This window comes from Bradyrhizobium sp. WSM4874 (genome assembly GCF_055811835.1).
The window spans coordinates 206530-232926 of record NZ_JBVVPR010000009.1 but is presented as its reverse complement, the minus strand read 5'-3'; the positions used below and the strand labels follow the sequence as shown (position 1 = coordinate 232926).

Annotated in this window: 23 protein-coding genes and 1 pseudogene; 18 read left to right on the top strand and 6 right to left on the bottom strand. The window is 62.4% G+C overall.

The genetic code is table 11. From position 1 onward, the window contains the following. Positions 1-303: 303 nt before the first annotated feature. Positions 304-519, bottom strand: a complete 216-nt coding sequence (locus AC0L3P_RS12685) for a dodecin family protein (RefSeq protein ID WP_009859447.1) — start codon at positions 517-519, stop codon at positions 304-306. 242 nt (positions 520-761) lie between these two features. On the opposite strand from AC0L3P_RS12685, the gene AC0L3P_RS12680 reads away from it, so the two are divergent. The 8 genes from AC0L3P_RS12680 (at position 762) to AC0L3P_RS12645 (ending at position 7003) form a co-directional block, all read left to right on the top strand. After that, positions 762-1424: a phytochelatin synthase family protein gene (locus tag AC0L3P_RS12680; protein WP_009859446.1), complete on the top strand. Its 663-nt coding sequence runs from the start codon at positions 762-764 to the stop codon at positions 1422-1424. A gap of 199 nt (positions 1425-1623) precedes the next feature. Then, positions 1624-2154: a DUF2380 domain-containing protein gene (locus AC0L3P_RS12675; protein ID WP_275174089.1), complete on the top strand. Its 531-nt coding sequence runs from the start codon at positions 1624-1626 to the stop codon at positions 2152-2154. Positions 2155-2769: 615 nt separating this feature from the next. Next, positions 2770-3816, top strand: a complete 1047-nt coding sequence (locus tag AC0L3P_RS12670) for a Bug family tripartite tricarboxylate transporter substrate binding protein (RefSeq protein WP_354062674.1) — start codon at positions 2770-2772, stop codon at positions 3814-3816. A gap of 27 nt (positions 3817-3843) precedes the next feature. Beyond that, positions 3844-5010: an FAD-dependent monooxygenase gene (locus tag AC0L3P_RS12665; RefSeq protein WP_354062676.1), complete on the top strand. Its 1167-nt coding sequence runs from the start codon at positions 3844-3846 to the stop codon at positions 5008-5010. A gap of 317 nt (positions 5011-5327) precedes the next feature. Then, positions 5328-5810: an SAM-dependent methyltransferase gene (locus AC0L3P_RS12660; RefSeq protein WP_275174085.1), complete on the top strand. Its 483-nt coding sequence runs from the start codon at positions 5328-5330 to the stop codon at positions 5808-5810. After that, complete coding sequence (locus AC0L3P_RS12655; protein ID WP_354062679.1) at positions 5810-6088, top strand: hypothetical protein; 279 nt, start codon at positions 5810-5812, stop codon at positions 6086-6088. The genes AC0L3P_RS12660 and AC0L3P_RS12655 overlap by 1 nt, the downstream gene beginning before the upstream one ends. A gap of 294 nt (positions 6089-6382) precedes the next feature. Next, the gene (locus tag AC0L3P_RS12650; protein WP_354062681.1) at positions 6383-6718 is read left to right on the top strand and encodes a GYD domain-containing protein; all 336 of its coding nucleotides are present in this window, start codon (positions 6383-6385) and stop codon (positions 6716-6718) included. A gap of 111 nt (positions 6719-6829) precedes the next feature. After that, positions 6830-7003, top strand: coding sequence for a hypothetical protein (locus AC0L3P_RS12645; RefSeq protein ID WP_275174080.1), 174 nt, complete (start codon positions 6830-6832; stop codon positions 7001-7003). An 8-nt stretch (positions 7004-7011) separates the two neighbouring features. Here AC0L3P_RS12645 and AC0L3P_RS12640 read toward each other — a convergent pair whose 3' ends face one another. Continuing rightward, positions 7012-7455 carry a DoxX family protein gene (locus tag AC0L3P_RS12640; RefSeq protein WP_473302085.1) on the bottom strand — a complete coding sequence of 148 codons (444 nt, stop codon included), beginning with the start codon at positions 7453-7455 and terminating at the stop codon, positions 7012-7014. 290 nt (positions 7456-7745) lie between these two features. Between AC0L3P_RS12640 and AC0L3P_RS12635 the strand changes: the two genes are divergently transcribed. Beyond that, a complete protein-coding gene (locus tag AC0L3P_RS12635; RefSeq protein WP_473302084.1) occupies positions 7746-8396 on the top strand; it encodes a GDSL-type esterase/lipase family protein in 651 nt (216 codons plus the stop codon). 609 nt (positions 8397-9005) lie between these two features. Here the strand turns inward: AC0L3P_RS12635 and AC0L3P_RS12630 are convergent. Then, complete coding sequence (locus AC0L3P_RS12630) at positions 9006-11027, bottom strand: YgiQ family radical SAM protein (protein WP_354062685.1); 2022 nt, start codon at positions 11025-11027, stop codon at positions 9006-9008. Positions 11028-11220: 193 nt separating this feature from the next. Here AC0L3P_RS12630 and AC0L3P_RS12625 point away from each other — a divergent pair, with 193 nt between their 5' ends. Both AC0L3P_RS12625 and AC0L3P_RS12620 read left to right on the top strand, forming a co-directional pair. Next, complete coding sequence (locus AC0L3P_RS12625) at positions 11221-11406, top strand: hypothetical protein (protein WP_473302082.1); 186 nt, start codon at positions 11221-11223, stop codon at positions 11404-11406. A 154-nt stretch (positions 11407-11560) separates the two neighbouring features. Then, positions 11561-11725, top strand: a complete 165-nt coding sequence (locus AC0L3P_RS12620; protein WP_275174072.1) for a hypothetical protein — start codon at positions 11561-11563, stop codon at positions 11723-11725. A gap of 6 nt (positions 11726-11731) precedes the next feature. Here AC0L3P_RS12620 and AC0L3P_RS12615 read toward each other — a convergent pair whose 3' ends face one another. Both AC0L3P_RS12615 and AC0L3P_RS12610 read right to left on the bottom strand, forming a co-directional pair. Continuing rightward, positions 11732-12397 carry a GntR family transcriptional regulator gene (locus AC0L3P_RS12615; RefSeq protein ID WP_473302081.1) on the bottom strand — a complete coding sequence of 222 codons (666 nt, stop codon included), beginning with the start codon at positions 12395-12397 and terminating at the stop codon, positions 11732-11734. An 8-nt stretch (positions 12398-12405) separates the two neighbouring features. Then, on the bottom strand, positions 12406-13818 hold the full coding sequence (locus AC0L3P_RS12610) for an FAD-binding oxidoreductase (RefSeq protein ID WP_473302080.1): 1413 nt from the start codon (positions 13816-13818) through the stop codon (positions 12406-12408). Positions 13819-13996: 178 nt separating this feature from the next. Here AC0L3P_RS12610 and AC0L3P_RS12605 point away from each other — a divergent pair, with 178 nt between their 5' ends. The 7 genes and pseudogenes from AC0L3P_RS12605 to AC0L3P_RS12575 all read left to right on the top strand — a co-directional run bounded on the left by AC0L3P_RS12605 (position 13997) and on the right by AC0L3P_RS12575 (position 24585). Next, on the top strand, positions 13997-14881 hold the full coding sequence (locus AC0L3P_RS12605) for a dihydrodipicolinate synthase family protein (RefSeq protein WP_473302079.1): 885 nt from the start codon (positions 13997-13999) through the stop codon (positions 14879-14881). 204 nt (positions 14882-15085) lie between these two features. Further along, positions 15086-17409: pseudogene (locus tag AC0L3P_RS12600) on the top strand (TonB-dependent siderophore receptor). A gap of 63 nt (positions 17410-17472) precedes the next feature. Beyond that, positions 17473-18669 carry a PepSY-associated TM helix domain-containing protein gene (locus AC0L3P_RS12595; protein ID WP_473302101.1) on the top strand — a complete coding sequence of 399 codons (1197 nt, stop codon included), beginning with the start codon at positions 17473-17475 and terminating at the stop codon, positions 18667-18669. Positions 18670-18806: 137 nt separating this feature from the next. Continuing rightward, positions 18807-20096 (top strand): DUF1963 domain-containing protein, encoded by a 1290-nt coding sequence (locus tag AC0L3P_RS12590; protein ID WP_473302076.1) that lies wholly within the window; start codon positions 18807-18809, stop codon positions 20094-20096. Positions 20097-20269: 173 nt separating this feature from the next. Then, positions 20270-21502: a rhodanese-like domain-containing protein gene (locus AC0L3P_RS12585; protein WP_473302075.1), complete on the top strand. Its 1233-nt coding sequence runs from the start codon at positions 20270-20272 to the stop codon at positions 21500-21502. Between the two features lie 99 nt (positions 21503-21601). Further along, a complete protein-coding gene (serA, locus tag AC0L3P_RS12580; protein ID WP_473302072.1) occupies positions 21602-22846 on the top strand; it encodes a phosphoglycerate dehydrogenase in 1245 nt (414 codons plus the stop codon). 77 nt (positions 22847-22923) lie between these two features. Further along, complete coding sequence (locus AC0L3P_RS12575; RefSeq protein ID WP_473302071.1) at positions 22924-24585, top strand: tannase/feruloyl esterase family alpha/beta hydrolase; 1662 nt, start codon at positions 22924-22926, stop codon at positions 24583-24585. A 21-nt stretch (positions 24586-24606) separates the two neighbouring features. Here AC0L3P_RS12575 and AC0L3P_RS12570 read toward each other — a convergent pair whose 3' ends face one another. Then, positions 24607-26325 carry an ATP-dependent Clp protease adaptor ClpS gene (locus AC0L3P_RS12570; protein ID WP_473302098.1) on the bottom strand — a complete coding sequence of 573 codons (1719 nt, stop codon included), beginning with the start codon at positions 26323-26325 and terminating at the stop codon, positions 24607-24609. Between the last annotated feature and the right edge of the window lie 72 nt (positions 26326-26397).

Genomic DNA, 26397 nt, shown 5'->3' with positions numbered 1-26397 from the left:
CCGACACCGTCGCCCGCATCCAGCACATGGTAAGATCTAAATCCCTGCGATTGCCTCAGGATCTCACCGACGCCGCTCTTGGCGCGACGAGCGGCGTCCGCCACCGAACGAACCTTCGTGTATTTGCGAATGACCATGTACATGGGTCCACCACGCGCCATACGCTCCCCGCATCAGAGCATATCGGTCCCAGTCGGACCAGTGCCAACTTCCGCGATAGACCACAGCGCCCGGTTGGGCGGACCGCGCAACGCGCCTTTTCCCATGAGGCATCCTCGCCCGCAAGGGCGAGGTGCTTGAGGCTCAGGTGCCTTCGAACTTGAACGAGACGTTGAGCTTGGTGCGATAGGCCTCGACTTTTCCCTTGTCGTCCAGTTGCATATCGAGCTTGACCACCTCTGCAATGCGAAGATCCCGGAGGGATTTAGCGGCTTGCTCGACCGCATTGGCAGCCGCCTTCTCCCACGAGTCGGTGCTGGTGCCGACCAGCTCAATGACCTTGTAGACGCTATCGGGCATGTCGTCCTCCTATTCGGGGTAGGGTCCGAAATCTAGCATCTGGATCGCGACGCTGAAACGTGTCGGCGATGTCGCGGAAAAGGGTCCGATTGGCTGTCGCTTTTCCTGAAGGCTTGGTCGCCCCGTCGAGATGCGGTCGCATTTTCAGCCCGAACGGACGCGCACATGAAATTTCTTCCTGCCGGTAGGCTACTGAATATCATTTTGCCGGCCGATGTCGTCGTTGCCGCAGGTTCTGACCGATGAAGCGATGGCACCGCGTCAGCATCAGCAGCATGGTTCTCGCCGTGGGTCTGGTGTGGGCCGGGGCCCTGGTGGTCAGCCGATCGCACGTTCCATCAGAAGCCATAGCTTCATCGGTAACACGTACGCCTGAACTCATAGAGCGTGCGTGGCACCTGCCCGTGGCAGCCACATTCCAAAGACATGTTGATTGGCAATCAAATGGCTCTCGCTGCGGACCTGCCGCTGTTGCGAATACGTACCGGTCTCTTGGCGAGGCGGCGAGGACGGAGGGCAAGGTATTGGCCCGCACGTGGAGCTGCTGGACAGGCGTATGCATCATGGGTCTCACGCTCGACGAGCTGGCCAAAGTCGCCCAGTCCCACACCAGCCGGAAAGTTACAGTCTTGCGTGAACTCAGTGAGACCCTGTTTCTGGAGCATCTCCGTCGCTCCAACGATCCGGGGCGACGCTACATCGTGAATTTCGATCGCGCTCAAATTTTCGGTGCTGGGAGTGGCCACCATTCGCCAATCGGGGGCTATTTGGAAGCCGAGGACCTCGTTTTCGTTCTCGATGTCAATCTCGATTTCCAGCCCTGGCTCGTCGAGCGGAAGCGGCTGTTCGACGCTGTTAATACCTTCGACGGCGACGAGAAGCGGGGGCTGCTCTTGATAGAGTAATATCCCGCATGATCGCCTTTTGGCCCTCAGCCGACCCGCCGTGTGCATGCGGCTGAGGACCGCTTGTGACTCACTGCAGACGTTAGCGCGCGCTGCGATGGGCGGCCGCGTAGCGTTACCAAGGATTAATTTCTTCGACAGGAGACGGAAAGAATCGATCTTCTAAGATGGGCTTAGCCGAGGAGATCGAGTCATCACGATGCGCCACAGCTCAATCCTGCACGCTGTTACCACAGCCGGTCTGCTCCTGGGAACCAGCCTCATCGCAGATGCATCCGCCGAGACCGCCAGCCACGCTTTGGCTGTCTCCGTCGACGATTTCAAGTATAGAGACACGTCGAACGAGCCCACCGATCAGACGGCCGTACATGAAAAGCGATTGCGGGCATTCATGACCGCGCTGCGGGACGATGTCACGGCGGACCACCGTTTTAAACTTGTGCCGTCCTCCTGCGCTTCAAATTGCCCGACCGATGGACCAATGTTGCGCGATCGGCTGCGCGCTGCGTCACAGGCCGGCGCGCAGATCCTGATCATCGGCGGCTTCCATAAGATGAGCACGCTGGTGCAGTTTGCGCAGACTGTTGCTATCGATGCAAAATCTCAGCGCATCGTGTTTAGGAAATACTTCCAGTTCCGCGGCGACAACGACGAGGCATGGCAGCGGGCGGAGCGTTTTGTATCGGAGGACGTCCGCGACCGGCTGCTTGAAAGCAGATCGCAGCAATAGACTACGCGCGATACATGTGTCTGACACCGTGAGTCCGGTTTTGGCCCTTTGCAGACCTGCCGACGACCTTTGAGAATGTCTGCTGTCAGAGGGTGCGCCGAACTAGGGGGCAAGTGACCCGATCTTCGGACCAATCAATGATTTCGATCAACATACCTCGTGCTCACCCGCTATTCCTGCAAGCAGGCACTCGCCGCGAGAACCCCAGGCGGTGAAGCATTGCACAAGGTACACTGGTCAAATCCTGAGTTTCTGCTTGTCAGGGGCGCGCCCTCCCGATCTTTCCAGCCGCCAAGCTTTCAGAATTGGCGAGAACGTCCAGGGCCCGGCGCGGCACTCAGCTTCGTCGGGGCCACGACGCGGACGATGGTGCCGTTGGCCAACAGCCTCGCTTCAGGGTTTCGCGAGACGTCAGATGGGTAGGAGCACGCCCCCAATCTTGGGACCGCATCCAAGGGCCGAAAATCAGCTTCACATCTAATCTTACCGCAAGCCGCTCCGTGGGGAGCGGAAGTTTCAGGCTAACCTCATCATAATTTCAGGACAGCGATCCCTGGCCATGGTTTAGTGGGAGCGGCCTAGTTCCGAACGCGGTGCCATCCATATGGTGGCAACATGGCCTTTCAAGACACTTTTCGAAATTCTCCTTCACGGCTCGGTCAGGAGAAGCCAATGGGGTTGCGAAACCTTCGAAACGTCGTCGGCCTCACGATGCTTCTTGCCGGAGCCACCTCGGCGACTGTGTCCACCTGTCGTGGAGACGACGCCTGGCCAGTGCGCACTGTGAAAATCATTGTACCGTTTGCCGCAGGCTCCGCGAACGATGTAAGCGCGCGTTTCTATGCCGACGGATTGACCAGGCGCTGGGGCAAGCCCGTCGTGGTCGAGAACCGGCCCGGCGCCGATGCCGTCGTCGGTGGCGGCGCGTTTGCAAACGCCAGGGACGATCACACTCTTCTCTATGGGACCGCCTCGATGGTCACCGTGAGCCCGCTATTGCAGGACTCGCTTCCCTACGATCCGTCCCTTGACATGCTACCGATCGCCTCGACGGCTAGTTCCATCCTGGTCATCGCGGTTCACGACCGCCTTGCGGTGCGCTCGCTGCAGGAGCTGGCAGAACTGGCCCGAGCGAAGCCGGGTGAATTGTCGTGGAGTTCGGGCCCGAGCCTGCCACACTTCGTTTTCGCGGCAATGCTGGCGAGGCACGGGCTCAAGCAGGTCTACATCCCTTATCGGGATGCCTCGGCCCAGCAGGCGGATTTTGGCGAGGGACGGGTCCAAATTCTTTCCCACGCCCTGCTGTCGGTGAGAGCTCCTGTCCTTGCCGGCAACGCGCGGATACTGGCCGTCACCAGTCCTGAACGCCAACCAAGCTTGCCCGACGTGCCGACCGTCGCTGAATCCGGCTTTGCTGAAATGGAAATCGAGGGTCTTGCAGGTCTGTTCGGCTGGCGTGACATGCCGCCGGCCTTGCGCGACAGGATTTCTGCGGACGTGCAGGCGGTGGCCGCCGATCCCTTGGTCCGCTCTCGAATCGAAGCAAGTGGCGCGCAAGTGCTCGGCGGCACGTCTCATGAGTTTTCCGCGGCCATCGAACGGCAGCGAGAGCGCATCGAGCAGATCAGCCGCATCGTCGATTTGAAAAATGTCGCAAGGTAGTGCGGCCTCGGGAACGCGGAGGTTCAAATGAAGGTTCGGGCCGCCATCGTCGGTGGAGGAATAGGCGGTCTTTCCGCGGCATGCGCCCTGCGTCGAAGGGGCATCGACGTCATGGTTTTCGAGCAATCCGATGCGCTGGGCGAGATCGGTGCCGGCCTGTCGATCTTTCCGAACGCGCTGCGGCAACTCGAGCGAATGGGGCTGGGACCGGCTCTGGCAAAGGTCGGCGCCAAGATCGGCGATGCATCACAATACTGCCGCTCCGACGGTACCAAGGTCGGCTCTGTCGTCACGACCGACTCCAGCGGCTGGAATGGCATGTACGGCATGCACAGAGCCGATCTGCTGAATGTGCTCGCGGCAAGCATTCCGGCAGAAGCCGTCCGCACCGGCTATCGCTGCATCGGCTTCGAGCAGAGCGCGGCCGCAGCGCGATTGAAATTCGCAAATGGGGAAACCGTCGAAGCCGACGTCGTGATCGCTGCAGACGGCATACATTCTGCCTTACAGAAGTATGTGGTCGAGCCGACACTACCGGAATATTCCGGCGTCCGCTCCTATCGCGGTTTGATTGCCAGCGACAAACTTCCGGGATGGCGGGAGGCGGCCCATCAGGTTTGGATGGGGGACGGAAAGCACTTCATTGTATTTCCAGTGCGCGCTGGCCGGCTGCTGAACTATGTCGGGTTCGTCCCCACCTCCGACCCCAAGGCCGAATCCTGGTCCGCCATCGGAGACCGCGACGAGCTTGCGTCGTCCTTCATCGGATGGGATGCACCTGTCGTGAGACTGCTGGAAGCGGTGGAGAGCTGCTTTTGGTGGGGTTTGTATGACCGCAAGCCACTGCAATCGTGGACCAATGGGCGGCTCGCGCTATTGGGTGACGCTGCCCACGCCATGCTTCCGCATCTAGGGCAGGGCGGCAATCAGGCGATTGAAGACGGCATCGCTCTGGCTGTCCTTCTTGAGGGACGAGATCCGGTCGAGGTGCCGGCCATCTTGCCGCAGTACGAAAAAATGCGCCGTGTCCGGACTGACGTCATTCAGGCGGAGGCACGAAAAAACGGACTGCGTTTCGATTCTAAATATGAAGACCTCGAACAACGCGATCGCGAAGTTGCAAACTCCGCCGCATTCCGCAGATGGCTGTTCGATTATGATGTCGAGAACGTCGCCATTGGCCAGCGCGCATAGTCAAGATTTGCCGGCTCGTCGCTGATGGCTGCGATGCCGAGCGTCGCTGTCAGCTTCTCTGAGAACGCGGCTTATGGCCCATAGCTGACCTGCCCGCGCAGCCGATCCATGACCGCTTGTGACCCTGGCTGGTGAAAACACCGCGCCTGGGATACGCCAGTGGCCATCTCATGACAGTGTCTCATCCGTCGTCGCGCTGTTTGCATGCATTCCGCCGCGCCACGAGGACAACCATTAGGCGAAGCGCTCTTTTGGGTCACTTAAACGCTTGCTTCAAATCGTGCTGAATATCGGCTTTGCAGGGTTAGATCAGAAGTTTGCATCCGCGCCAAACCGGTGCTTTTGGCCCGTTGCAGACCTCCACCATTGCATCAGAGCCAAGCTTCAGTCTCCTTCGATCCAAATTCCTGTCGGGCGAACTGGCGCAGCCAGCTCAGATCGGCTCAGGAACGCTCGTTGCCGACTTTTGCGCCGGTCTTGGCGTTACCGTGCGTTATCTTGCCTATAAGTACGGAGCCAATGTCACTGGTATCGAATTCACGCCTGCGCGCGTCGCAGGCGCGCAGGATCTGACCAGGCGCGTCGGCCTTCAGGACGTGGCGCGAATCATCGGGCAACGTGATGAACGTTCCACTGGTGACGCGAGCGTCGACGCCGTCGTCAGCCAAGAATCATTCTGTCACGTCCCTGATGTGAAAAGGACCGTGATGGAAGCCAGCCGTATTCTCAAGGCGTCGGTCGATTGGCCTTTACCGATTGGGTCGCCAACCAACCGCTTTCAGCCGCAGATGCGCAACTGATGTGGGACGCGATGGCAATTCAGCCGCTCCGCTCGATTCCTGACTATTGTCGCCTGGTCGAGGGCACTGGCCTCAAGGTGCTTTCGGTCACAGACTTGACCGACGAATGGGGCCCAATCCTCAAGGATCACCTCGCGATGTATCAACGCTTGCACGAAGAAGCGCGACAGGCCGGAACACCGCTTGAACACGACACATTTCATGAATCGTACATTAGATTTGTCGAACTCGTTCAACAGCGCAAACTAGGCGGCATAAGAATCGTTGCGACGAAGTAGGTCCTAAGCTTCTCAATGTAGATGTGATTTGTTGCGCTGCATATGTCGCTTCCTGGCCCATCGGGTGGTCGCGCTAATTGATGACCATCAGAATCTCTTCCGCACGAGCAATAATTGATATAGGCTAAACATCCAGCCGCCAGCGGGTGGTGCCGAACGCCTGTCCATTCTGAGCGGTATTTGCCCACGGCAGGGTCTATGGTCTTTCGCTCAACGCGGCTTTAGCCGCCCGTTTTTGTTGAGCCCGAAGCAAACCCTTAATTTTCGAACATTCCTCGAGAGGAGGAAGTCATCATGCATTTTTGTATGACAGGGCAATACACACCAAAATCTCTCAACAGCATCATGGAAAATCCCAAGACCAATCGGTACGAAGCGGCCAAGAACCTCATCGAAGCCGCCGGCGGAAAATTGATATCAATGTATAGCACCGCTGCCGAAGGCCCGGGCGTCTTGGTAATCTTCGATGTGCCTGACCCCACTGCAGCACCGGCAATTTCTGGCACCGTCGTGGCATCCGGCGCCATTCATAACGTAAGCCTCATCAGGCTTTGGACACAGGACGAAATTGCCAAGGTCCGTCAAACTGCAAGCCAGCTCCGGGGGGAGTACTCCCCGCCGGGCAATTGAAGACAAACGGCCAATACCGCGGCCTGAAGTCGACCAGTTGAATTCAACGTCGGCGGCAGTTTGGCGGTCTGCCGCCAACTGATGCCCGCCAAAATATTTTTTGAGGCCATCATGCCTGAGACATTTGAGATCATCATGCCTGAGACATTGGAAATCCTGCTGTGGTTTGCCGCGCTCGCGACGTGGCTGATGCTTCTCTTCGTCATCCTCAGGACGGCGCTAGAACCGCTATTCAAGCGCATGCGCCGACTGCGCGATGAATCTTTCAAGGTGAAGGTGAAGTGATGTCGGGCCTACAGTTTCCGACAGAAACTAAACCGGCCTGCTCCGGTGACGAAGATTAGCATCGCGCCTCCCATGATGGAGATATTCTTCAAGAAATGATTGTACTGGCCAATTTGCTGCGCACCGGCCGGATACTCCCAGTAGCGGTGGGCAATAGCAGTTGCGACCAGCACGAAGACAAAGGTCAGCACCGCGCAGTAGCGCGTACCGACGCCCAATATCAAACCAATGGATATCAATGTTTCCAATGCGATATTCGTCAGAGTGAACAGCTCAGGTGCTGGAAGGTTCAGCGACTTAGAATAGCCGACAGAGCCACTGAAGTTGGTTATTGCTCCGTACGCGCTACCAACGAATACCCACGCAAGTAGAATGAGACCAACCAAGATCAGGGCATCAGCTCTCTTTTTGGCGAATTCATCAAGGGCCAGGGACAGAGAATTGAATTTCATCGGTAAAGCCTCCACCCTTGTTATCTAACGCGGCTGAAAAACTCTTGTTAGCAATCTATCAGGATTAGGGGGGCCGTATGAAGCGCTTCACCTTCGGCGCGCTGCAAACGATGCCTCCTTCATCGTCCGCCCTTTTCGGGAGTGGCTTTGGCCCAAATGCCTGCTCCTGGCCCGTAGCTGACCTGCCGCGCGCAGCCGGTGAAGGACCGCTTGTGACCCGAATACGACCTCAGCCTCTTCCACCAATCTGTCCATGCGAATAGAATGCGTGTCTGACCAGAGGGTCGGCAATGGGACGGCGCGAGTTCATCATCTTGGCCGGAGTGGCTGCTGCCACTTGGGTCCCACCAACAGCCCTGCATTCCGAAGAACGGGTAATCAAAATCGTCGTACTCGGCGATGTTCTGGCTTCCGGCTACTATCTGCCCGTTGGGCGCAGGTTCTCCGACAGACTTGAATTTGCATTGAAGGCCAAAGGTCAGTCGGTCACGGTTGTTGATGCAAGCAAGGGCAATGACACAGCAGCAAGGGGCCTTGCCAGATTGAGTCACGCGGTTCCCGAGGATGCCGATGCGGTGATCTTGGAACTCGGTGCGATTGATATGCTCTTTGCCGTCGAGCCAATCATCACGCGCAAGTCCCTGGCGGCAATCATTGAAAACCTAAAAGCGTGGCGGATCGCCGTGCTTCTTTGCGGAGCAGCGCCTCACACCGACCTGGATGACGAACACAAGAGTGCCTTTGCAACAATGTTCTCCGGCCTTGCCAGCGAGTACGATGTGCTATTCTACCCTGCATTTGATGACGCGTTTGTAAGCGATCCTTCGCTTAGAGAGATCGGCGACTTCAAGCCAAACGCGGCGGGGACCGAAGCCGTTGTTGCGCGCATATTGCCGAAGGCCGAGGCGCTGATCGATCAAGCACGTCACAGAGTCCATTGACCCATAAATACGGGCCGATAGCTCGCAACCATCATCGTCGTCGACGCGGTCATTGGCGTCGAGTCACTTCCGCCATTGGCCCGCAGCTGACCTGCCGCGCGCAGACGGAGGAGGACCGCTTGTGGCCCGTAGCTGACTCACAAAGCCGGACTGGCCATGTCCGGTTTCGCGGACAGAGCGGACACCGCCTGCCCCGCGATCGGGTTTACGACTACGCTCCCCAGCGCATCAGGGCGCGTACCGATGCCTGCTGTGTTGAATGGATTCAGTCGGGGACGGGTCGCTTCGAGCCTGCGCGCGGGACGCGGTGTGGAGCTCGAGGATATCGATCTCGAGGATATCGATACGGAGTAGCGGTTGGGGCTCGCCCTGTCACGCGTGCCGCGACAATGGCATCTTGCGCCTGTTTTGCCCGACGAGTCAATATTTCGTAAAAACCTAATTTCCGTTTTTCCGTTATCTCCCCCGGCAGATTCAACGGATTCGCAAAGCACCTAAGCCATTGATCCCGCTCATGCCGGCTACTGTGCATGGGGTTGTTTTCGAGGTTTTTTGTTTTGGGCAGCTCGAAAGCCGCAGGCTGAACCGGACCTGATCCGGGCTCGTCCGCTACCTCATCACCCGCAGGCCCTTGGTCGTGAACCGCTGCGTCTTGTCGCCGGGACGAACCGGTCGCCGCGTGCCGGCGGCCTTGCCGGTGCCGGGCGGCTGGTGCGCGGGGACCAACTGGTCGGGGCGCGGGCCGATCAGATCGGCGCGGCCCATCTCCTTCAGCGCTTCACGCAGCACCGGCCAATTGTCGGGGTCGTGGTAGCGCAGGAACGCCTTGTGCAGGCGGCGCTGGCGCAGGCCCTTGATCGCCTCGACCTTGTCGCTGCCGCCGCGCCGCACGCCGCGCAGCGGGTTGACGCCGGTGTGGTACATCGCCGTCGCGGTCGCCATCGGCGAGGGCAGGAAGGTCTGCACCTGATCCGCGCGATAGCGGTTCTTCTTCAGCCACAGCGCGAGGTTCATCATGTCCTCGTCGGTCGTGCCCGGATGTGCCGCGATGAAATACGGGATCAGGTAGTATTTCTTGCCGGCCTGTTCGGCCGCGGCATCGAACATCCGCTTGAACTGGTTGTAGGCGCCGATGCCGGGCTTCATCATCTTGTCGAGCGGCCCGCGCTCGGTATGTTCGGGCGCGATCTTCAGATAGCCGCCGACGTGATGGGTGACGAGCTCCTTGATGTATTCGGGGCTCTCGACCGCGAGGTCGTAGCGTACGCCGGAGGCCACCATCACCTTCTTGATGCCCTTGGTCTCGCGCACCTTGCGATAGAGCCGGATCAGATCGTCATGCGAGGTATTGAGGTTCGGGCAGATCTCGGGGAAAACGCAGGACGGTCGCCGGCACGCCGCCTCGACCTTCGGGTCCTTGCACGCCATCCGGTACATGTTGGCGGTGGGGCCGCCGATGTCGGAGATGACGCCGGTGAAGCCGGGCGTCTTGTCGCGGATCTTCTCGATCTCGCGCAGGATCGAGCCCTCGGAGCGGTTCTGGATGATGCGGCCCTCGTGCTCGGTGATCGAGCAGAAGGTGCAGCCGCCGAAACAGCCGCGCATGATCGTCACCGAGAATTTGATCATGTCCCACGCCGGGATCTTCGCGTCCCCGTAGGACGGATGCGGGGCGCGCGCGTAGGGAAGATCGTAGACCGCGTCCATCTCCTCGCTGGTCAGCGGGATCGGCGGCGGGTTGAGCCAGAGATCGCGATCGCCGTGGCGCTGCACCAGCGGCCGCGCATTGCCGGGATTGCTCTCACGATGCAGCACGCGTGACGCGCGCGCATAGGCTTCCTTGTCCTGCTCGACCTGCTCCAGCGCCGGCAGCCGGATCACGGTCAAGCCTTTCGTCCGCGAAGCGCCCTCGTCGGCGGAGTCGATATCGTCGGCGTGCAGCTCGACATAGTCCTCAGGCACGCGGCGGAACAGCGCGACGCCCCTGATGTCGTCGAGCTCGCGCGGTGCCTCGCCGGCGGCAAGACGGTTCGCCACTTCGACGACGGCGCGCTCGGCATTGCCGTAAAGCAAGAGGTCCGCCTTGGCGTCGGCCAGCACCGAGCGGCGCACCTTGTCCGACCAGTAATCGTAATGCGCGATCCGGCGCAGCGACGCCTCGATGCCGCCGAGCACGACCGGGACGCCCTTGAACGCCTCGCGGCAGCGCTGAGCGTAGACGACGGTGCAGCGGTCCGGCCGCTTGCCGCCTTCGCCGCCCGCGGTATAGGCATCGTCGCTGCGTATGCGGCGGTCCGCGGTGTAGCGGTTCACCATCGAGTCCATGTTGCCGCCGGTGACGCCGAAGAAGACCTTTGGCTTGCCCAGCGCCTTGAACGGCTCGGCCGAATGCCAGTCCGGCTGCGAGATGATGCCGACGCGAAAGCCCTGCGCCTCCAGCAGGCGGCCGATGATGGCCATGCCAAAGCTGGGATGGTCGACATAGGCATCGCCCGTCACCAGCACGATGTCGCAGGCGTCCCAGCCGAGCGCATCCATTTCGGCGCGGCTCATGGGGAGGAACGGCGCCGGCTTGCGCGGGCGCGCCTGCGCCATCAGGGGTTTTTCGGCGGCGATGATCTGGATGTCCATGGCGCATACGCATAGGACTCCGGGACGGCGAATACAACCGACGGGCACGTGAAAGATCCGGTTCCGTGGGCGGCAGCCCAGGCGTGCGACCGCGTTAACCGTTCGCGAGCGCCGCCATCAGCTGTGTGACGCCGTCCACATACCGCCCAGCCTGTCCCACGTCATGCTCTGCCTCGTTTCAAGGGAGAGATCGATGTTTGTGGTCGACATGCTGCTGATCCTGGCGATGATGTTTTTCCTGTTCCTGCCGATCACCGATCGCAGGACGGTGCGGATGAGGCTCTGCATGCTGTGCGCGCTGCTGGCGCTGTTCTCGGTCTCGGTCACCCGTACCCACGTCGCACCGGTGCAACTCGCGCGCGTAGGCTCGATCCATTAGGCGCGCCAGCTGATCCACGTTCTCGCGTCATACGCAGGAACCAACTGCCCTCGCGAACATTCTGATGCAGGGTTTGCGCCGGACCCGGCTGGCGCGCGCTCGCGTCCGGGGTCTAATATCGCCTCGATGTTCGCCTCTGGCGGATGGGGGAGCCGTGAGTACAGTCATAGAGAACTTGCTGCTCCGAAAGCAGAAGCTCGTCGAGCAGCTCGAGAAGGCGCCCACGGTCGAGGACCGCGACAGGATCGAGCACCAGCTCGAACAGATCAACACCGCCCTGGATTTTCTGGACAGGCCCGGCACGAAGGGCGCGCGGTAGCAGCGCTCAATCCACCTTCAGCGCTTTGGCGTAGACCACGCCAGAATTGGTGATGTGCGTGGTCATCAGCGTCGCGAAGCCGGCGAACTCGCCGAGTGCGAACAGATCGAGCAGCTTGCGATGCTCGTCGAAGGACGTGCGCGTGCGAACGTCGATCGGCGAAGTCAAATTGGTACGCAGTGCTGCGACGCGGCTGGATGCGAGCTGATAGGATTCCCCGAGATAGCGATTGCCGCAATGGGCGAACAGCGCCTCGTGGAAAGCGGCATCGGCGCGGCCATAGGCGATATTGTCCCTGGCTGCAATCGCCGGCTCCATCGCCGCGATTGCCTCGCTCATCGTCGCGGTCGCACCGGCGCGATCATGGTGGAAGGCGAGCTCGGCGGCCTTGGGCTCGAGCGCGATCCTGAACGTGCAGAGCGCGGTGATGTCTTCCGCGCTTGGCGTAAAGACAAAACTGCCGACCTGCGGCCGGATCACGACGAGGCCCTGCGCCTGCAGCTGGCCCATCGCCTCGCGCACCGGGGTGCGGCTGACGCCGAAGGAGTTTGCCACCATCTCCTCGGAGATGGCGGCGCCGAGCGCGAACTCGCCGTCGATGATGGCCTGGCGCAGCCGCTGCATCACCCGCTGCGACAGCGATTTCGGTGCATCGAGCTTCAGTGATCGCATCGGCTCTCTCAGATCACCTTGCCGGGGTTGAGCAGATGATCGGGATCGAGCGCGGCCTTCAGCGTTCGCATCAGCGCGATCTCGGCCTCGCTGCGGGCATGACCTAGCCACTTCTTCTTCAGCGTGCCGATGCCGTGCTCGGCGGAGACGCTGCCGCCCATCTCGCGCACGAGGCCGTAGATGATCGCATCCATCTCTTCCTTCGGCTGCAGCTCGACGGCAAGGCCGGTCACCCAGGAGACGAGATGCAGATTGCCGTCGCCGATATGGCCGTAATAGACGCTCTCGCAGCCCTCGATGCCATCAGCCAGCGCGGACTTGCAGTGCGTGACGAACTCGTCCATCCGCGCCACGGCCAAGCCGATGTCGTAGGAGATGTGCGGCCCCAGCACCTGGCCGAACTCGGCGCAGATGTCGCGCACGCGCCAGAACGCCTGCGTCTGCGCCAGCGATTGCGCCACGGCGGCGTCGGCGAGCAGCCCGCGCTCCATCAGCTCTTCGAGCCAGCTTTGGAAGCGCGGCGCGTCGAGGCTCTCGTCGGTGCCTTGCGCTTCCACCAGCACGTAGAGGCCGTGGCCTGCGGCGACCGGCGGCTTGACGTCGGCGCGTTTCGTGATCACGTCCCAGTAATCCGGCCACATCACCTCAAATGCCGACAGCAGCGGGCCGAGTCCGCTTCGCGCGGCGCCGAGCAGCGCGATCACCGCGGCATAGTCCTCGAGCGCGCAGAGCGCGGCCATGGTCGAGCGCGGTTTTGGAAACAGCCGCAGCACCACGCGGGTGATGATGCCGAGGGTGCCCTCCGAGCCGATGAACAGATGCTTCAGATCATAGCCGGCATTGTTCTTCATGAGCTTGTTGAGGCCGGTGATGATGGTGCCGTCGGGCAGCACCACTTCGAGCCCGAGCACCAGCTCGCGCGTCATGCCGTAGCGGATCACGCGGTTGCCGCCGGCATTGGTCGAGAGGTTGCCGCCGATGGCGCAGGAGCCGCGCGAGCCGAGATCGAGCGGAAAGAAGAAGCCGGCTTCGTCGGCCGCCATCTGGATCGTCTGAAGCGGCGTGCCCGCTTTCACCGTCATCGTCATCGAGGCATGATCGATCTCCTCGATGCCGCTCATGCGCTCCAGCGAGATCGCGACCCAGCCCGCTTCGGGCGATGCGCCGCGGCACAGCCCGGTCAATCCGCCCTGCGGCACGAACGGCAGCTGCGCCTGCCGGCAGGTCGCTATCGCATCGGCAACGCCTTGCGCGTCGACCGGGCGGATCACCGCGAGCGGCGTTTGCGGCAGGCTCGCGCTCCAGTCGTTGCAATTGCGTGCGGGCACGTCGGTGCCGACAAGCACGGCAGCCGCGCCGATCCTGTCGCGCAAGGCGCCAAGCAACTGGGTCGGCCGTTCAATGGGGGTCACCATGTTCATGCGAGACCTCCTCAGAATCTGGCTGCGTGTCATGCGCGCCATGACGACGGAAAGGATTGCGCCTTTGTTGTATGTAAGGTACAAGGACGAAAGTAAAGCAAAAACAACGCTCGGGAAGCCTTCCTCAGATCTTTCGAGATCAGAGGCCTGGTCCGAAGCCACAGCAACGGATGGCGTGATGACGGAGGCAATTCGCGGGTTCTGGATGGCGTCGGCGACGCCGCTGGCAACGGACGGCAGCGTGGACTCCGCCAAGCTCGCGGCCCACGCCAAGCAACTCTTCGGCAAGGGCGTTGATGGTGTCGTGCTGTTCGGCACTACCGGCGAGGGCACCTCCCTCAATGTCACCGAACGCGTCGCGACCATCGAGGCCGTGCTCAAGGCCGGCGTCGCGCCGGAGCGAATTGGGATCGGCGGCGGCTTCCCCGCGATCAGCGACAGCATCGCATTGACGCGTGCCGTGCTCGGCCTCGGCCTGCGTCACGTGCTGTATCTGCCGCCTTACTTCGACCGCAGCGTCACCCCTGAAGGCATCGAGGATGCGTTTGCGGCGATCCTCGACGGCGTCGCCGACGATCGCTTGCGGGCCTACCTCTATCATATCCCGCAGATCTCGGGTGTCGCGATCCCGACGAGCGTCGCCGCGAATTTGCGCAAGCGCTACGGCAAGCTGGTCGCGGGCCTGAAAGACTCCAGCGGCGACTTCAAGCAGTTCCAGGCGTTCCGCGCCGCCGCGCCCGAGCTCGCCATCACCGTCGGCAACGAGGTTGACATCACCCGCGCGATCGCCGTCGGCGGTGCCGGCACCATCTGCGGCATGGCCAACATCGCGCCGGAGCTGGTCAAGGCAATGATCGACGGCAAGGATGTCGAAGCACGCATGCAGGCTGCCGTGGACATCGTGGTGAAATCACCATCCTTCCTCACGACGCTGAAAGCCATCCTCGCGGCACAGACCGGCGATGCGAGCTGGCTGCGCGTGCGGCCGCCGCTCCGCGCCTTGTCCGACGGCACCGCGCTCAAACGGAAGCTCGACGAGCTGACGGCTCCCGCCATCGCGTGAGATCGCGCAAAACCGCCACAGGTGCTGTGAATTCGCGCGCTGCGTGTCGCGCTCGCTGCGCAATCAATCGAGGATTGCCGAATAGCGCGATCGGAATCTAGAACCATTCAACACTAGAGCGATTCAAGTCCGCTTGCGGTTCTCTTCACGTACAGCGGCTGTTAGACGCGCCAGCTTCTGCGTCTGACCTGGAAGTGAATCGAAGTGCGTGTCTATCTGGACGGCCAGCGCGTCAGCGGCCGTCGAACGCTTGCCCGCGATAGCCGCGCGGGTCTTCTTATCGGCGCGGCCGTGCTGCTCGCCGAATGTCTCTCCAGCTCGGCGACCGCGCAGGCCCAATCCGCACTGCCGCCGGTGACGGTGGAGGCGCCGGCACCGCGGCCGAAAGCGGCGCGTGCATCGGACCAGTCCCCACGCCGAGCTCAGACCGTCGCGCGCCAGCGCAACGCCGCCGCGATACCCGCAGCGCCCACGCTCTCGGAACGCGCCGCCGCGGAAGCCGCCGCGCAACAAGCCGCAAAGCTCGGCTACCGCGCGATGCCGAGCGCGACCACGCTGCGCAGCGGCGCCTCGCCGCTCGACACCTCGCAGGCCGTCAACATCGTGCCCGCGCAGGTGTTGAAGGACCAGCTCCCGCGCAACATCGACGACGCGCTGATCAACGTCAGCGGCATCACCCAGACCAACACGCTCGCCGGCAGCCAAGACGCAGTCATCCGCCGCGGCTTCGGCGACAACCGCGACGGCTCGATCATGCGAAACGGCATGCCGCTGGTGCAGGGGCGCAGCTTCAATCCGCAGTCGAAAGCGTCGAGGTGTTGAAGGGGCCGGCCTCACTGCTCTACGGCATCATGGATCCCGGCGGCATCGTCAACACCATCGGCAAGCGGCCGGAGCTGTACCAGCATGGCTCGGTCACGCTGCTCGGTTCGGCCTTCAGTGCTTCCAAGACCGGCGCTGACGGCTTGCTCGACATCACCGGTCCGATTGGTGACCAAGGCCTCGCCTATCGCTTCATCGGCTACGGCGTCAGCGAGGATTACTGGCGTAATTTCGGCCGTCATCGCGAGATGCTGGTTGCGCCGTCGCTGGCTTGGTACGGTCAGGACACCACGGTGCAGCTCAACTACGAGCATCGCGAGTTCATCTATCCGTTCGATCGCGGCACGGCGTTCAATCCGGTAACGAAGGCGCCGCTGGCGGTGCCCACGACGCGCCGGCTCGACGAGCCATTCAATAATACATGGGGTACGTCGGACCTGATCCAGGCGTCGGTCGAGCACCGCTTCAATCAGGACTGGAAGCTCTACGCTGGCTACAGCTACAACACCGAAACCTTCAGCGCCAACCAGCTCCGCATCTCCACGCTCAACTTCACGACGGGCGCCGAGACGCGCAGCAACGACGGCACACGGGGCTCGCTCAGCAACGCCAGCTACGGAACGTCCTACATGTCCGGCGGCTTCTGGCTCGGCGACATGCGCAATGATGTGGTGTTCGGTGGCGACGGCCAGTACCGCACCATCTACCGGGACAATCTGATCCGGCAGGTAACTCCCGCCTTCAATGTCTACAATCCCGTTTACGGTCTGATCGGACCGGGAACGACGGTGTCCAATCCAGACAGTGCGCAGACCGACAAGTTTGGTCAGTGGTCGATGTTCGTCCAGGACACGCTGCATCTGACAGAGCGGTTCGCGTTGGTCGGCGGCGTGCGCTACATGGACTACGACCAGATCGCCGGGCGCGGGAAGCCGTTCGTCACCAACACCAATGTGTCCCAGGACAAGGTGCTCCCGCTCGGCGGCGCCATTTTCAAGCTGACCGACCAGATATCTCTCTATGCCAGCTACACCGAATCGCTGAAGCCGAATTCGACCATTGCGCCGATCGGCATCATGATCGGCTCCAATGTCGCCCCGGAAGAAGGCGTGTCATACGAGACCGGCGTGAAGTTCGATTTAAACAAGCGCATCTCCGGAACGCTGGCGCTCTACGACCTCCACAAGAAGAACGTGCAGACGACGAAGACGAACAGCGCAGGCGTGGTGGAACTCCACACCGTGGGCCGTGCCCACTCGCGCGGCGTCGAGTTGGATGTCACCGGCAGGCTCACCGACAGCTGGGCCTTGATCGGCAGTTATGGCTACACCGATGCCCGCGTGACGGCATCGGAGGATGTCACTCTGCTCGGAAGGAAGCTGCAGAACGTCGCGCTGAACACGGCGTCGCTCTATCTGGTCTATGATTTCGGCACGGCCTTGCCGGGTCAGCTCCGCCTCGGCGGCGGCGCGCGTTATGTCGGTGATCGTCCCGGCGATTCGATCAACTCCTTCTTCCTGCCGTCTTATGTGGTCGCCGATATTTTCGCGACGTATGAGACGAAACACCAGAACACGCCGGTGATCTACCAGTTCAACGTCAAGAACCTGTTCGACACCGTCTACTATCCCTCCGCCGTCAATAATTTGAACGTCGCCATCGGCGACGCGCGGCGGGTGTCGCTGTCGGCGACGGTGAAGTTTTAGCGATGGGCATGTCGCGCAGGGACGCCCGCCTGATGACCGCGCCGAGCGGGAAGGCCCGTGCCAATGCGTAACCCCTGGCGCGCGATCAAGGCGACCCTGCTTCAGGTCCATTCCGTCGCGGGCCTCGGGCTCGCGCTGCTGCTCGCTGTGATCGCGCTGTCCGGTGCGATCATGAGTTTCGAGGACGAGATCGGCGACTATCTGAACAGCGGCATCATGCAGGTCGCGCCGCGCCAGGCAGCGGCGCTGATGCCGGACGAACTGGTTGCGCGCCTGACCGCGGGGCAGGACGTCGGCAAGGTCTCCGCCGTCACGCTGGCGAGCGACCCGTCCGCCGCGGTGCATGTCCGCTTCGCCCGCGACGAACAGGGCGCGCGGCCGTCCTCGCTCTATGTCGATCCCTATGACGCGCGCGTGCTGGGTGCGCCGCGCGGCGAGGGATTCTTTGCGACCGTGCGCAAGCTGCATCGCTGGCTGTTGATTCCCGGCGACGCCAAGGGCTGGGGACGGCAGATCACGGGCATCGCGGCGCTCGGCCTCATCGTGATGCTGGTTTCGGGTCTCGTGCTGCGCTGGCCGCGGCGTGCAGGCAGCGTGAAGATGTGGCTGAAGCCAAATCTCGGGCTCAGCGGGCGCGGGTTGCATCGCTCGCTGCATGCGGTGATCGGCACCTGGGTCCTGCCGGTCTATCTGGTGATGACGCTCACCGGGCTCTGGTACTCGTTCGACTGGTACAAGGACGGAGTCGTCTGGCTGCTGTCGCGGCCGCAAGTCGCCGCCGCTAAGATGCAGCCCAGGATGCCTGCAAAGGCGTCGCGTTCGGCCGCCGGCGCCAGCGAGACGGCACAGCCGATCGGCTTTGATCGCGCGTGGGCCGCCTTCCAGCGCGAGGAGGGGAGCCGCTTCTCCAAGGCGTTGCTGACGCTGCCCGCCGGTGCGGGGACGGCGATCCGGATCCGCTCACGGGGGAAAGACTCCACGCTCGATACCACGCGCGACGAATTCCGCATCGACGCCGTCACCGGTCAGCTGGTCTCCGCGGAACGCTACGCCGCCAAGACGTTCGGCGAGAAGATCATCGCGAACGTGCTCGACATCCACCGCGGCGCGATTCTGGGTTGGCCCGGCAAGCTCGCGTTCATGGTGGCCGCGGCGCTCATGCCGCTGTTCGCGGTCACCGGCGTCCTGCTCTATCTCTCGCGCCGCAAGCTGCGACGCCCCGCGCAGCCACCGCTCGGCCGGCTCGTGCCGGGCGAGTGATCGCGTCGACTGCCGTTCGGCGATCGCCGAATAGCAGTGACAACGAATCGCGTTGGCGCTGCGGACAAGAAGCACTTGTCGGAGCCTTCGCAAAATGGTTCGATTGGTGAGGTGCATCCTAAAGTGGTGGTTATCTGATGGCGTTGTCCGAACGCGACGAGATCGAAGAGACCGCGCTGCCTGCCGTACTGGTGAGACGCAGTGACCTGCCGGTGCCGCTCGCGCACCCAGCGCGGAGTTTCTTCGGCGGGCTTCCCAGGCTGCCTCCGCAGTTCGAGTGGCCGACGGCGGAGGTCAGAGCGAACCAAACCTTGGAGACCGTCGCGCTCACTTTCCTCGCCCAGATCGACCTGGGCGAGGTCCCGGGCTCCGGTTGGTCGCCGCTGCCGAAACGAGGCACGCTCTATTTCTTCTGCAGCTCCGTGTTCGTGGGCGAAGGACGTCCGCCTTGCCGTATTCTCTACGGTACTGCTGCGGGTGACGCATATCCCGACCGCGCGCCACCGGCCGATCTAATGCCGCTGGCGGGGACCAATGGTGACGCCCAGGTCAAATGGCTCGATCCGGCGATCGATTTTCATTCCAAGGTCGAATTCAAATATCCACTTTCTTTCCAGGTCTTCCGGGACTTCTATTTCCATGAGGACGCCGTCGGAGGCGAACTCTTGATCGCAGAATTATGCAAGGCATTGGGTCCCGGGAAGCCGCGAGGACCTGATTTGGTGCAATTCAGAATGGCGTCCGAATACGAGAAGGACGATCATTGGCCATTCAACTGGATCCTGATCAATCATGTGGTTCGGTCTGTGCTGTCGCACGTCGTTCGCGACCTGACACCCGGATACTCCTACAAGCCGCTCAACGACGAGGGAGCCGCGGAATTGAAGCGCCTTCGCGCTGGCGCAATCGGATGGCTCGAGCGCTGTCGGGCGCTGACTCCAATGGATAACGTGGATGCGGACACAAGAGCGACCTTTCGGGCCTGGTGGACCGACGTCGTGCTCACCTACGAGAGTATCCGACAATACGTCTATACGTATTCGTCCACGATCGCGTCGGACCTCGGCAATGCCATCAATCATACGATCCGATGCATGGCGGAGCAGGATGTTGAAGCTCTCGACGAAGTTCCTCTCAGCTACCTTACGAATTTCGCGCGTCGAAATCATTGGAAGACGCCGACCCTAAGAGACGGCCAATACCGCCATTTCAACACCGCCCTGCATCAGATGCTGGGATATGGCAGTGGCCCGCAGAATGCGACGGAGCAGCACTTGGAAGATATATTATTGCTCCAGATGCAAGGTGATCGCGCGTTTCTGGACTGGCACGCCAACATCGGATGCACGCTTCATTTCTGGATCGACCGCGATGCTCTCGATCGGCTCGACTTTGCGAAAGTGGTCGCTACATACGAATGTGATTGAGGTGGTTCGGACGCGGTGAACGGGCGACTGCGTCAAGGCGTTCGCGGGTAGGATCTTCCTCCTCGAACAAGATGTGTCTGACAAGGGCTACCGAATTTGAATGTACGCGGCATGGCTAGCCAATGCCGCAACAATGGTTCAAAAGCTCATGGTCACTTCCCAGAGTTCATGCCATGAAGCTTCCGACCGTCACCCCCGCCGATATCCGCCGCGCGTTGCTGTTGCGCGAGGAGATCGCGCTGCTCGATCTCAGGCACGAGGCTGGCTTCGCGACGGGACATCCGCTGTTCGCCGCCAATTTGGCCGCCGATCGGATTGCGATCGAAGCCGAGGTCAGGCTGCAGCGCAAAGATGTGCCGATCGCGCTCTATGACGATGGCGAAGAACTGGTCACTGCCGGCGCCGAGCGCCTCGCGGCTCTGGGCTACACGAACATCTGCGCGCTCGATGGCGGGCTGAAGGCCTGGCGCGAAGCGGGCTATCAAATCTTCGAGGACGTCAACTCCTACTCCAAAGCCTTTGGCGAGCTGGTCGAATCGCGCAGGCACACGCCCTCGTTCAGTGCCGACGAGGTGGCAAAACTCATCGCGGACAAGGCTAACATCGCCATCCTCGACGTCCGCCGCTTCGACGAATACGCCACCATGAACATTCCGGGTTCGGTCAGCGTGCCCGGCGCGGAGCTGGTGCTGCGGGCAGGGCAGGCGGCACCCGATGCCGAGACCACCATCATCGTCAATTGCGCCGGCCGCACCCGCTCGATCATCGGCACCCAATCGCTGATCAATGCCGGCGTGCCGAACAAGGTCCGGGCGCTGCGCAACGGCACCATCGGCTGGACGCTGGCGCGGCATACGCTCGACCATGGTGCCGACCGGCGTGGTGCGATCGGGTCGTTCGAGGGCGGCCCGGCCAATGCCCGCGACGTCGCCTATCGCGCCGGTGTGCGCCACATCGGCGCGAGCGAGATGGCTGCGCTTGTCGCGCAGACCGATCGCACGCTCTATCGCTTCGATGTGCGTGACGCCGAGGAATATGCCGCCGGCCATCTCCCGGGCTTCCGCCACTATCCCGGCGGCCAGCTCGTCCAGGAGACCGACATGGCGGCGCCGGTACGCGGCGCGCGCATCGTGCTGACTGACGACAAGGGCGTCCGCGCCGACATGACGGCGTCCTGGCTCGCGCAGATGGGCTGGGAGGTCTATGTGCGCGAAGGCGGCTATGACGGCGCGCTCGAAGTCGGTCCGCCGCACGTCCTGCCCAGGCCCGACCCCGCCCACCGCTACCGCCGCCCCTATGAAGGCACCGGCGTCGACGAGCGCGCGATGCAGGCCTATCTCGACTGGGAATATGGTCTGGTCGAACAATTGCGTTTGGACGGAACGCACGGGTTTTACGTGATCTGACGACCGCCCCGCCATCTTCTCCCCGTATCCGAACCCTATTGTGCTGCGCATCCCCCGCGGTCTATGAGCTGCGGCGAAGCTGTGACCCACGGAGATTTCATGCCAGCCCCAGGCCAAAGCCCTGAGCGGAACGCGAAGGCGCTGCTGCTCGAAGGCGTCAACGACAGCGCCGTGGACCTGTTCAGAACGGCGGGCTTCACCAATGTCGAGCGCCTGACCAAGGCGCTGGACGGCGAGGATTTGCGGCGGGCGCTCAAGGGCGTGTCATTGCTGGGCATCCGCTCGCGCACCCAGATCACCGATGAGGTGCTGGAGGCGGCCGACCAGCTTCTCGCCGTTGGCTGCTTCAGCGTCGGCACCAACCAGGTCGATCTGCTGGCGGCGCGCAAGCGCGGCATTCCGGTGTTCAACGCGCCGTTCTCCAACACGCGCAGCGTCGCCGAGCTCGTGATCGGCGAGATCGTGATGCTGCTGCGGCGCATCTTTCCGCGCTCGGTGTCGGCCCATGAGGGCGGCTGGGACAAGTCGGCGACCGGTAGTCGCGAGGTGCGCGGCCGCACCCTCGGCATCATCGGCTACGGCAATATCGGCTCGCAGCTCTCGACGCTGGCCGAGGCGATCGGCATGCGCGTGATCTATTTCGACCGCACCGACAAGCTCCGCCACGGCAACACCGAGCCGGTCGAGAAGCTGGAAGAGCTGCTGGCGCAGAGCGACGTCGTCAGCCTGCACGTGCCGGAGACGCCGGAGACATCCGGGATGATCGGCGAGAAAGAGCTGCGGGCGATGAAGCCCGGCTCCCTCCTGATCAACAACAGCCGCGGCACCGTCGTCGATCTCGATGCGCTGGCGGGAGCTCTGCGCGACGGCCATCTCGCGGGTGCCGCCATCGACGTGTTTCCGGTCGAGCCGTCCTCGAATTCAGACCGCTTCAATAGCCCGGTCCAGGGCCTCGGCAACGTCATCCTCACGCCGCATATCGGCGGCTCGACCGAGGAGGCGCAGGAGCGCATCGGCGGCGAGGTAGCGCGCAAGCTGGTCGATTTTTTCATCACCGGCTCGACCACGGGGGCGGTGAATTTTCCGGAGGTGCAGTTGCATCTGCGTCCCTCCGGCGCGCGCTTCAGCCACGTCCATCGCAACGTGCCCGGCATGCTGCGCCGTCTGAACGAAGTATTCCTCCAGCGCGACATCAATATCGCCGCGCAATATCTGGAGACCTCCGGTGACCTCGGTTACGTCGTGCTCGACGCCGACCTCGGGGGCCAGGATTCAGGCGCGCTGCTTGCGCAGATCCGCAGCCTCGAGGGCACCGTCGGCGCGCGGCTGGTGTTCGAGCACTAGCACTGCATTGACGACTGGCCGCAGGGCGCCTTGAATGCGGCCTGCTGGCGGAACGAACAGAAACTCAGGGGGAAACGATGGCGCAAATCCATGTGAAGCTGTGCGCATTGCTGGTGGGCGCAGCGGGCGCGCTGGGCGCGAATTCCGCTTCAGCGGTGACGCTGACTGAGGATGCGGACACCGTCTGCAAGGGCCTCGTCGGCGGCGCTGACGCCGTGAAGATCGATTCGGCAACGTTGCTGGCGCCCTCGCAACTGGCCGTCGCCGAACGCGGCCCGACGCCGTCGGGGCGCGTCACGCCCGCCAATCCCGGCTTCTGCAAGCTGCTCGGCCACATCGATCCCACCGATCCCAAGGCGCCGCCGATCAGATTTCAGGTCAATCTGCCCGTCGAATGGAACGGCCGCTCGCTGCAATATGGCGGCGGCGGATTCAACGGCGTGCTGATCACGGGCCTGGCGCTGCCGCCGGCCTACCCCTTCGACAAGCCGTCGCCGCTCGCGCGTGGCTTCGTCACCTACGGCACCGATTCCGGTCATGAGTCCAAGCCGGGCGAGCCGCCGCAATTGTTCGCGCTCAACGACGAAGCCTTCGAGAATTTCGCCCATCGCGCCTACAAAAAGGTGCGCGATGCCGCCGTCACGCTGATGCAGCGCGCCTACGGCAAGAGACCTGAGAAGATGTACTTCATGGGTTCGTCCGAAGGCGGCCGCGAAGGCCTCACCATGGCCCAGCGCTACCCCGATGATTTCGACGGCATCTTTGCCCGCGTGCCCGTCATCAACTGGGTCGGCCTGCAGCATGCCGGCACCCGCTCGGGTCTCGCGACCATGGGTGACGGCTGGATCAATCCGGCGCAGGTGAAGCTCGTGGGCGATGCGGTGCGAGCGGCTTGCGACAAAGCCGATGGCTCCGATGACGCGCTGGTGCAAGACCCCGTTTCCTGCAAGGCGGCCTTCAAGGCGGAGACGCTGCGTTGCGCGAGCGGCAAGACCGGCGATCAGTGCCTCACCGACGCGCAGATCAAGGCGATCGACACCCTGCATGCGACCTACAAATTCCCGTTCCCGCTTGCCAACGGTCTCGATGATTATCCGGGCTGGGGCGTGTCGGGCGAGGACACGCCGGCGGTTGGCCCGACCGGCGGCTGGGTCGCGTGGTGGCTCGGCACGGCGCCTCCCGCGCAGCCGCCCGCGCCCAATAACGGCATCGCCTGGATCTACGGCGCCGGCGGCATCCAATACGTGTTCGCACGCGATCCCAAGCTCGACGTGACAACGTATAAGCCCGAACAGCACAAGGCGCGGCTGCTCGAGGTCTCCAGCCTGATGGACTCCACCAACCCCGACCTCAGCCGCTTCCGCGCCCGCGGCGGCCGGCTGATCGTGCTCGAACACATGGCCGACTACGCGCAGAGCCCCTATGCCGGCATCCGCTATTTCGAGAACGTCGAACGCAAGCTCGGCAAGGCCGAGACGGCCGAGTTCGCGCGGCTCTACACCGCGCCCGGGGTAGACCATGTCGGCTCCGGCGCGCCGGCCAATGTCGACATGCTGAGCGCGCTAGTCGACTGGGTCGAAAAGGGCAAGGCGCCCGGCGACCTCGAAGTCGCCGAGCAGAAGGTCGAAGCGCCGTCGTTTGCGACGCTTCGCGCGCTGCCGCTGTGGCGCTGGCCGGCCTGGCCGCACTACAAGAGCGGCCCGGTGACGGAGGCGTCGAGCTTCATGTGCGCGCCGTAGCAGGCACGCCACTTCGGAGCGTCAGCCGGTTGCCATGGCTTGCGCGCCGCCGAGCAATTGCGCGTTGAGCCGGCCGCCGGAGAACAGCATGTCGTCGAGCGCCTCGTCGATATCGGCGGAGATCACGGTATTGCCGCCGTCCCGCGCGATGCTTCCTTGCGCCAGCCGCCGCATCAGCTCCTTGATGAAGGCGCAACTCGTGCCCTGGCTGCGCCGGGCCGCTTCGGCGATGACCGCGTCCTCGATTGGCAGTCCCTTGCCGTAGAGCCGGACCAGCTTGCCGCGGCCGGTCTCGTCGGGTAGCGGCACTTCGATGGCTTGATCGATGCGGCCGGGGCGACCCGCGAGAGCTCCTTCGAGGTCCTCCGGCCGGTTGGTGGTCAGGACGAACAGGATGTCGGCATCTTCCTTCAGTCCGTCCATCTCGTTGAGCAGCTTGTTCAGCATGGATTCCTCGCACGGCCCCATGTCATCGCGGTCGCGGGCGATGAGATCGACATCCTCGATCACCACCATCGACGGCTGGAGCAGCCGTGCCAGGCTCATATAGGCGCCGAGCAGACCGATCTGCTCCGCCGTGATGATCAGCGTTGTATGCCCCGGCAAATGCGTTGCGAGATAGCGGATCGTGTGGGTCTTGCCGGTGCCCGGCGGCCCGTACAGCAAGACGCCTTTGCGTGTCGATTGGCCCAGCCGGCGCAATTGGTCTCGGGTGTTGACGAAGGTCAGAACGTTGCGATCGAGCAGCCGCAGGGTCTGCTCCGGCAGGATCACCTCGTCGCGCGCGACCTGCGGCAAGCGATGCACCGTGATGCCGCGCGAGCGACCGCGATAGTCGGAGTCGGCGTCGAGCGACAGGATCTTGCCGCGATAGGTCCGCGCAGCCTGTACGGCTTCTTCCAATTCATTGAAGCATTGCTGGACGAGAGCCGCGCCTGCGGAACCTGAAGGCACCAGGATCTCGATCCGAATTCCGGGCTCGCGACTGTATTCGCGGTGTGCGCAGAGCAAGACCGCATAGCGGAGATGATCCTGCTCACACAGCCATAGTCCGTTATCCAGACACTTGACCGGGCTCTTCTCGCCTACGTCGACGTCGGAATATTGCAGTGGGGCAATCGCGATCGCATAGCGGCCCTCCTTGAGCAGTCGTGGAATCGACAGCGTTTCGTAGCGCTGCTCCTCGTTCAATCCCACCAGCCGGATGGCCTTGCCGAAGAGCCGGTCGACCGCGGCCTGGAGATCGACCCGCATGTGGCCGGGAAATTGGCGGATCGTGGTCACGAGCTTGCTGCGCGCCGTGGTGGCAAGGTGCCAGTCGAGAACGTCGCAAGCAAAGTCGAAATCTTCCTCTTGTTCGTTCGAGGGCTCATCCGCCGCACGCATGCAGTCGCTGCACAGCCAGACCGTGCGGCTGCCGATACGCACGTCCATCTGTCCCTCCGGCTTGCCGCAGAGTTCGCAAGGAGTCGTGACCGCCTCAAGCGTGACCTGCAGTTGATGGCCGGCCAGGCCGATGGATTGTTGCGCAGATTTGAAAAGGGCTTCGGCGACGGATTGGGGGTAAGGTCCGCAAACCGCCCTTTCCTTCTGCTCGATCTGGGTGATCAGCGCGGTCGCTTCACGGTCTGATTTGCCGAAAACCTGCCGAAGCAGATCCATCACGAATTGGTCCGGCGTATCATCGTCATTATGAATTACGAGCTGGGTCGGCTGGTTCGGGCCACGCATACTGTTCATCACGAAAGTCTCCGGGACAATCTATGATTGAATAGAACGAATAGGGAACACAAAACGAGGCAACCGTCAAGC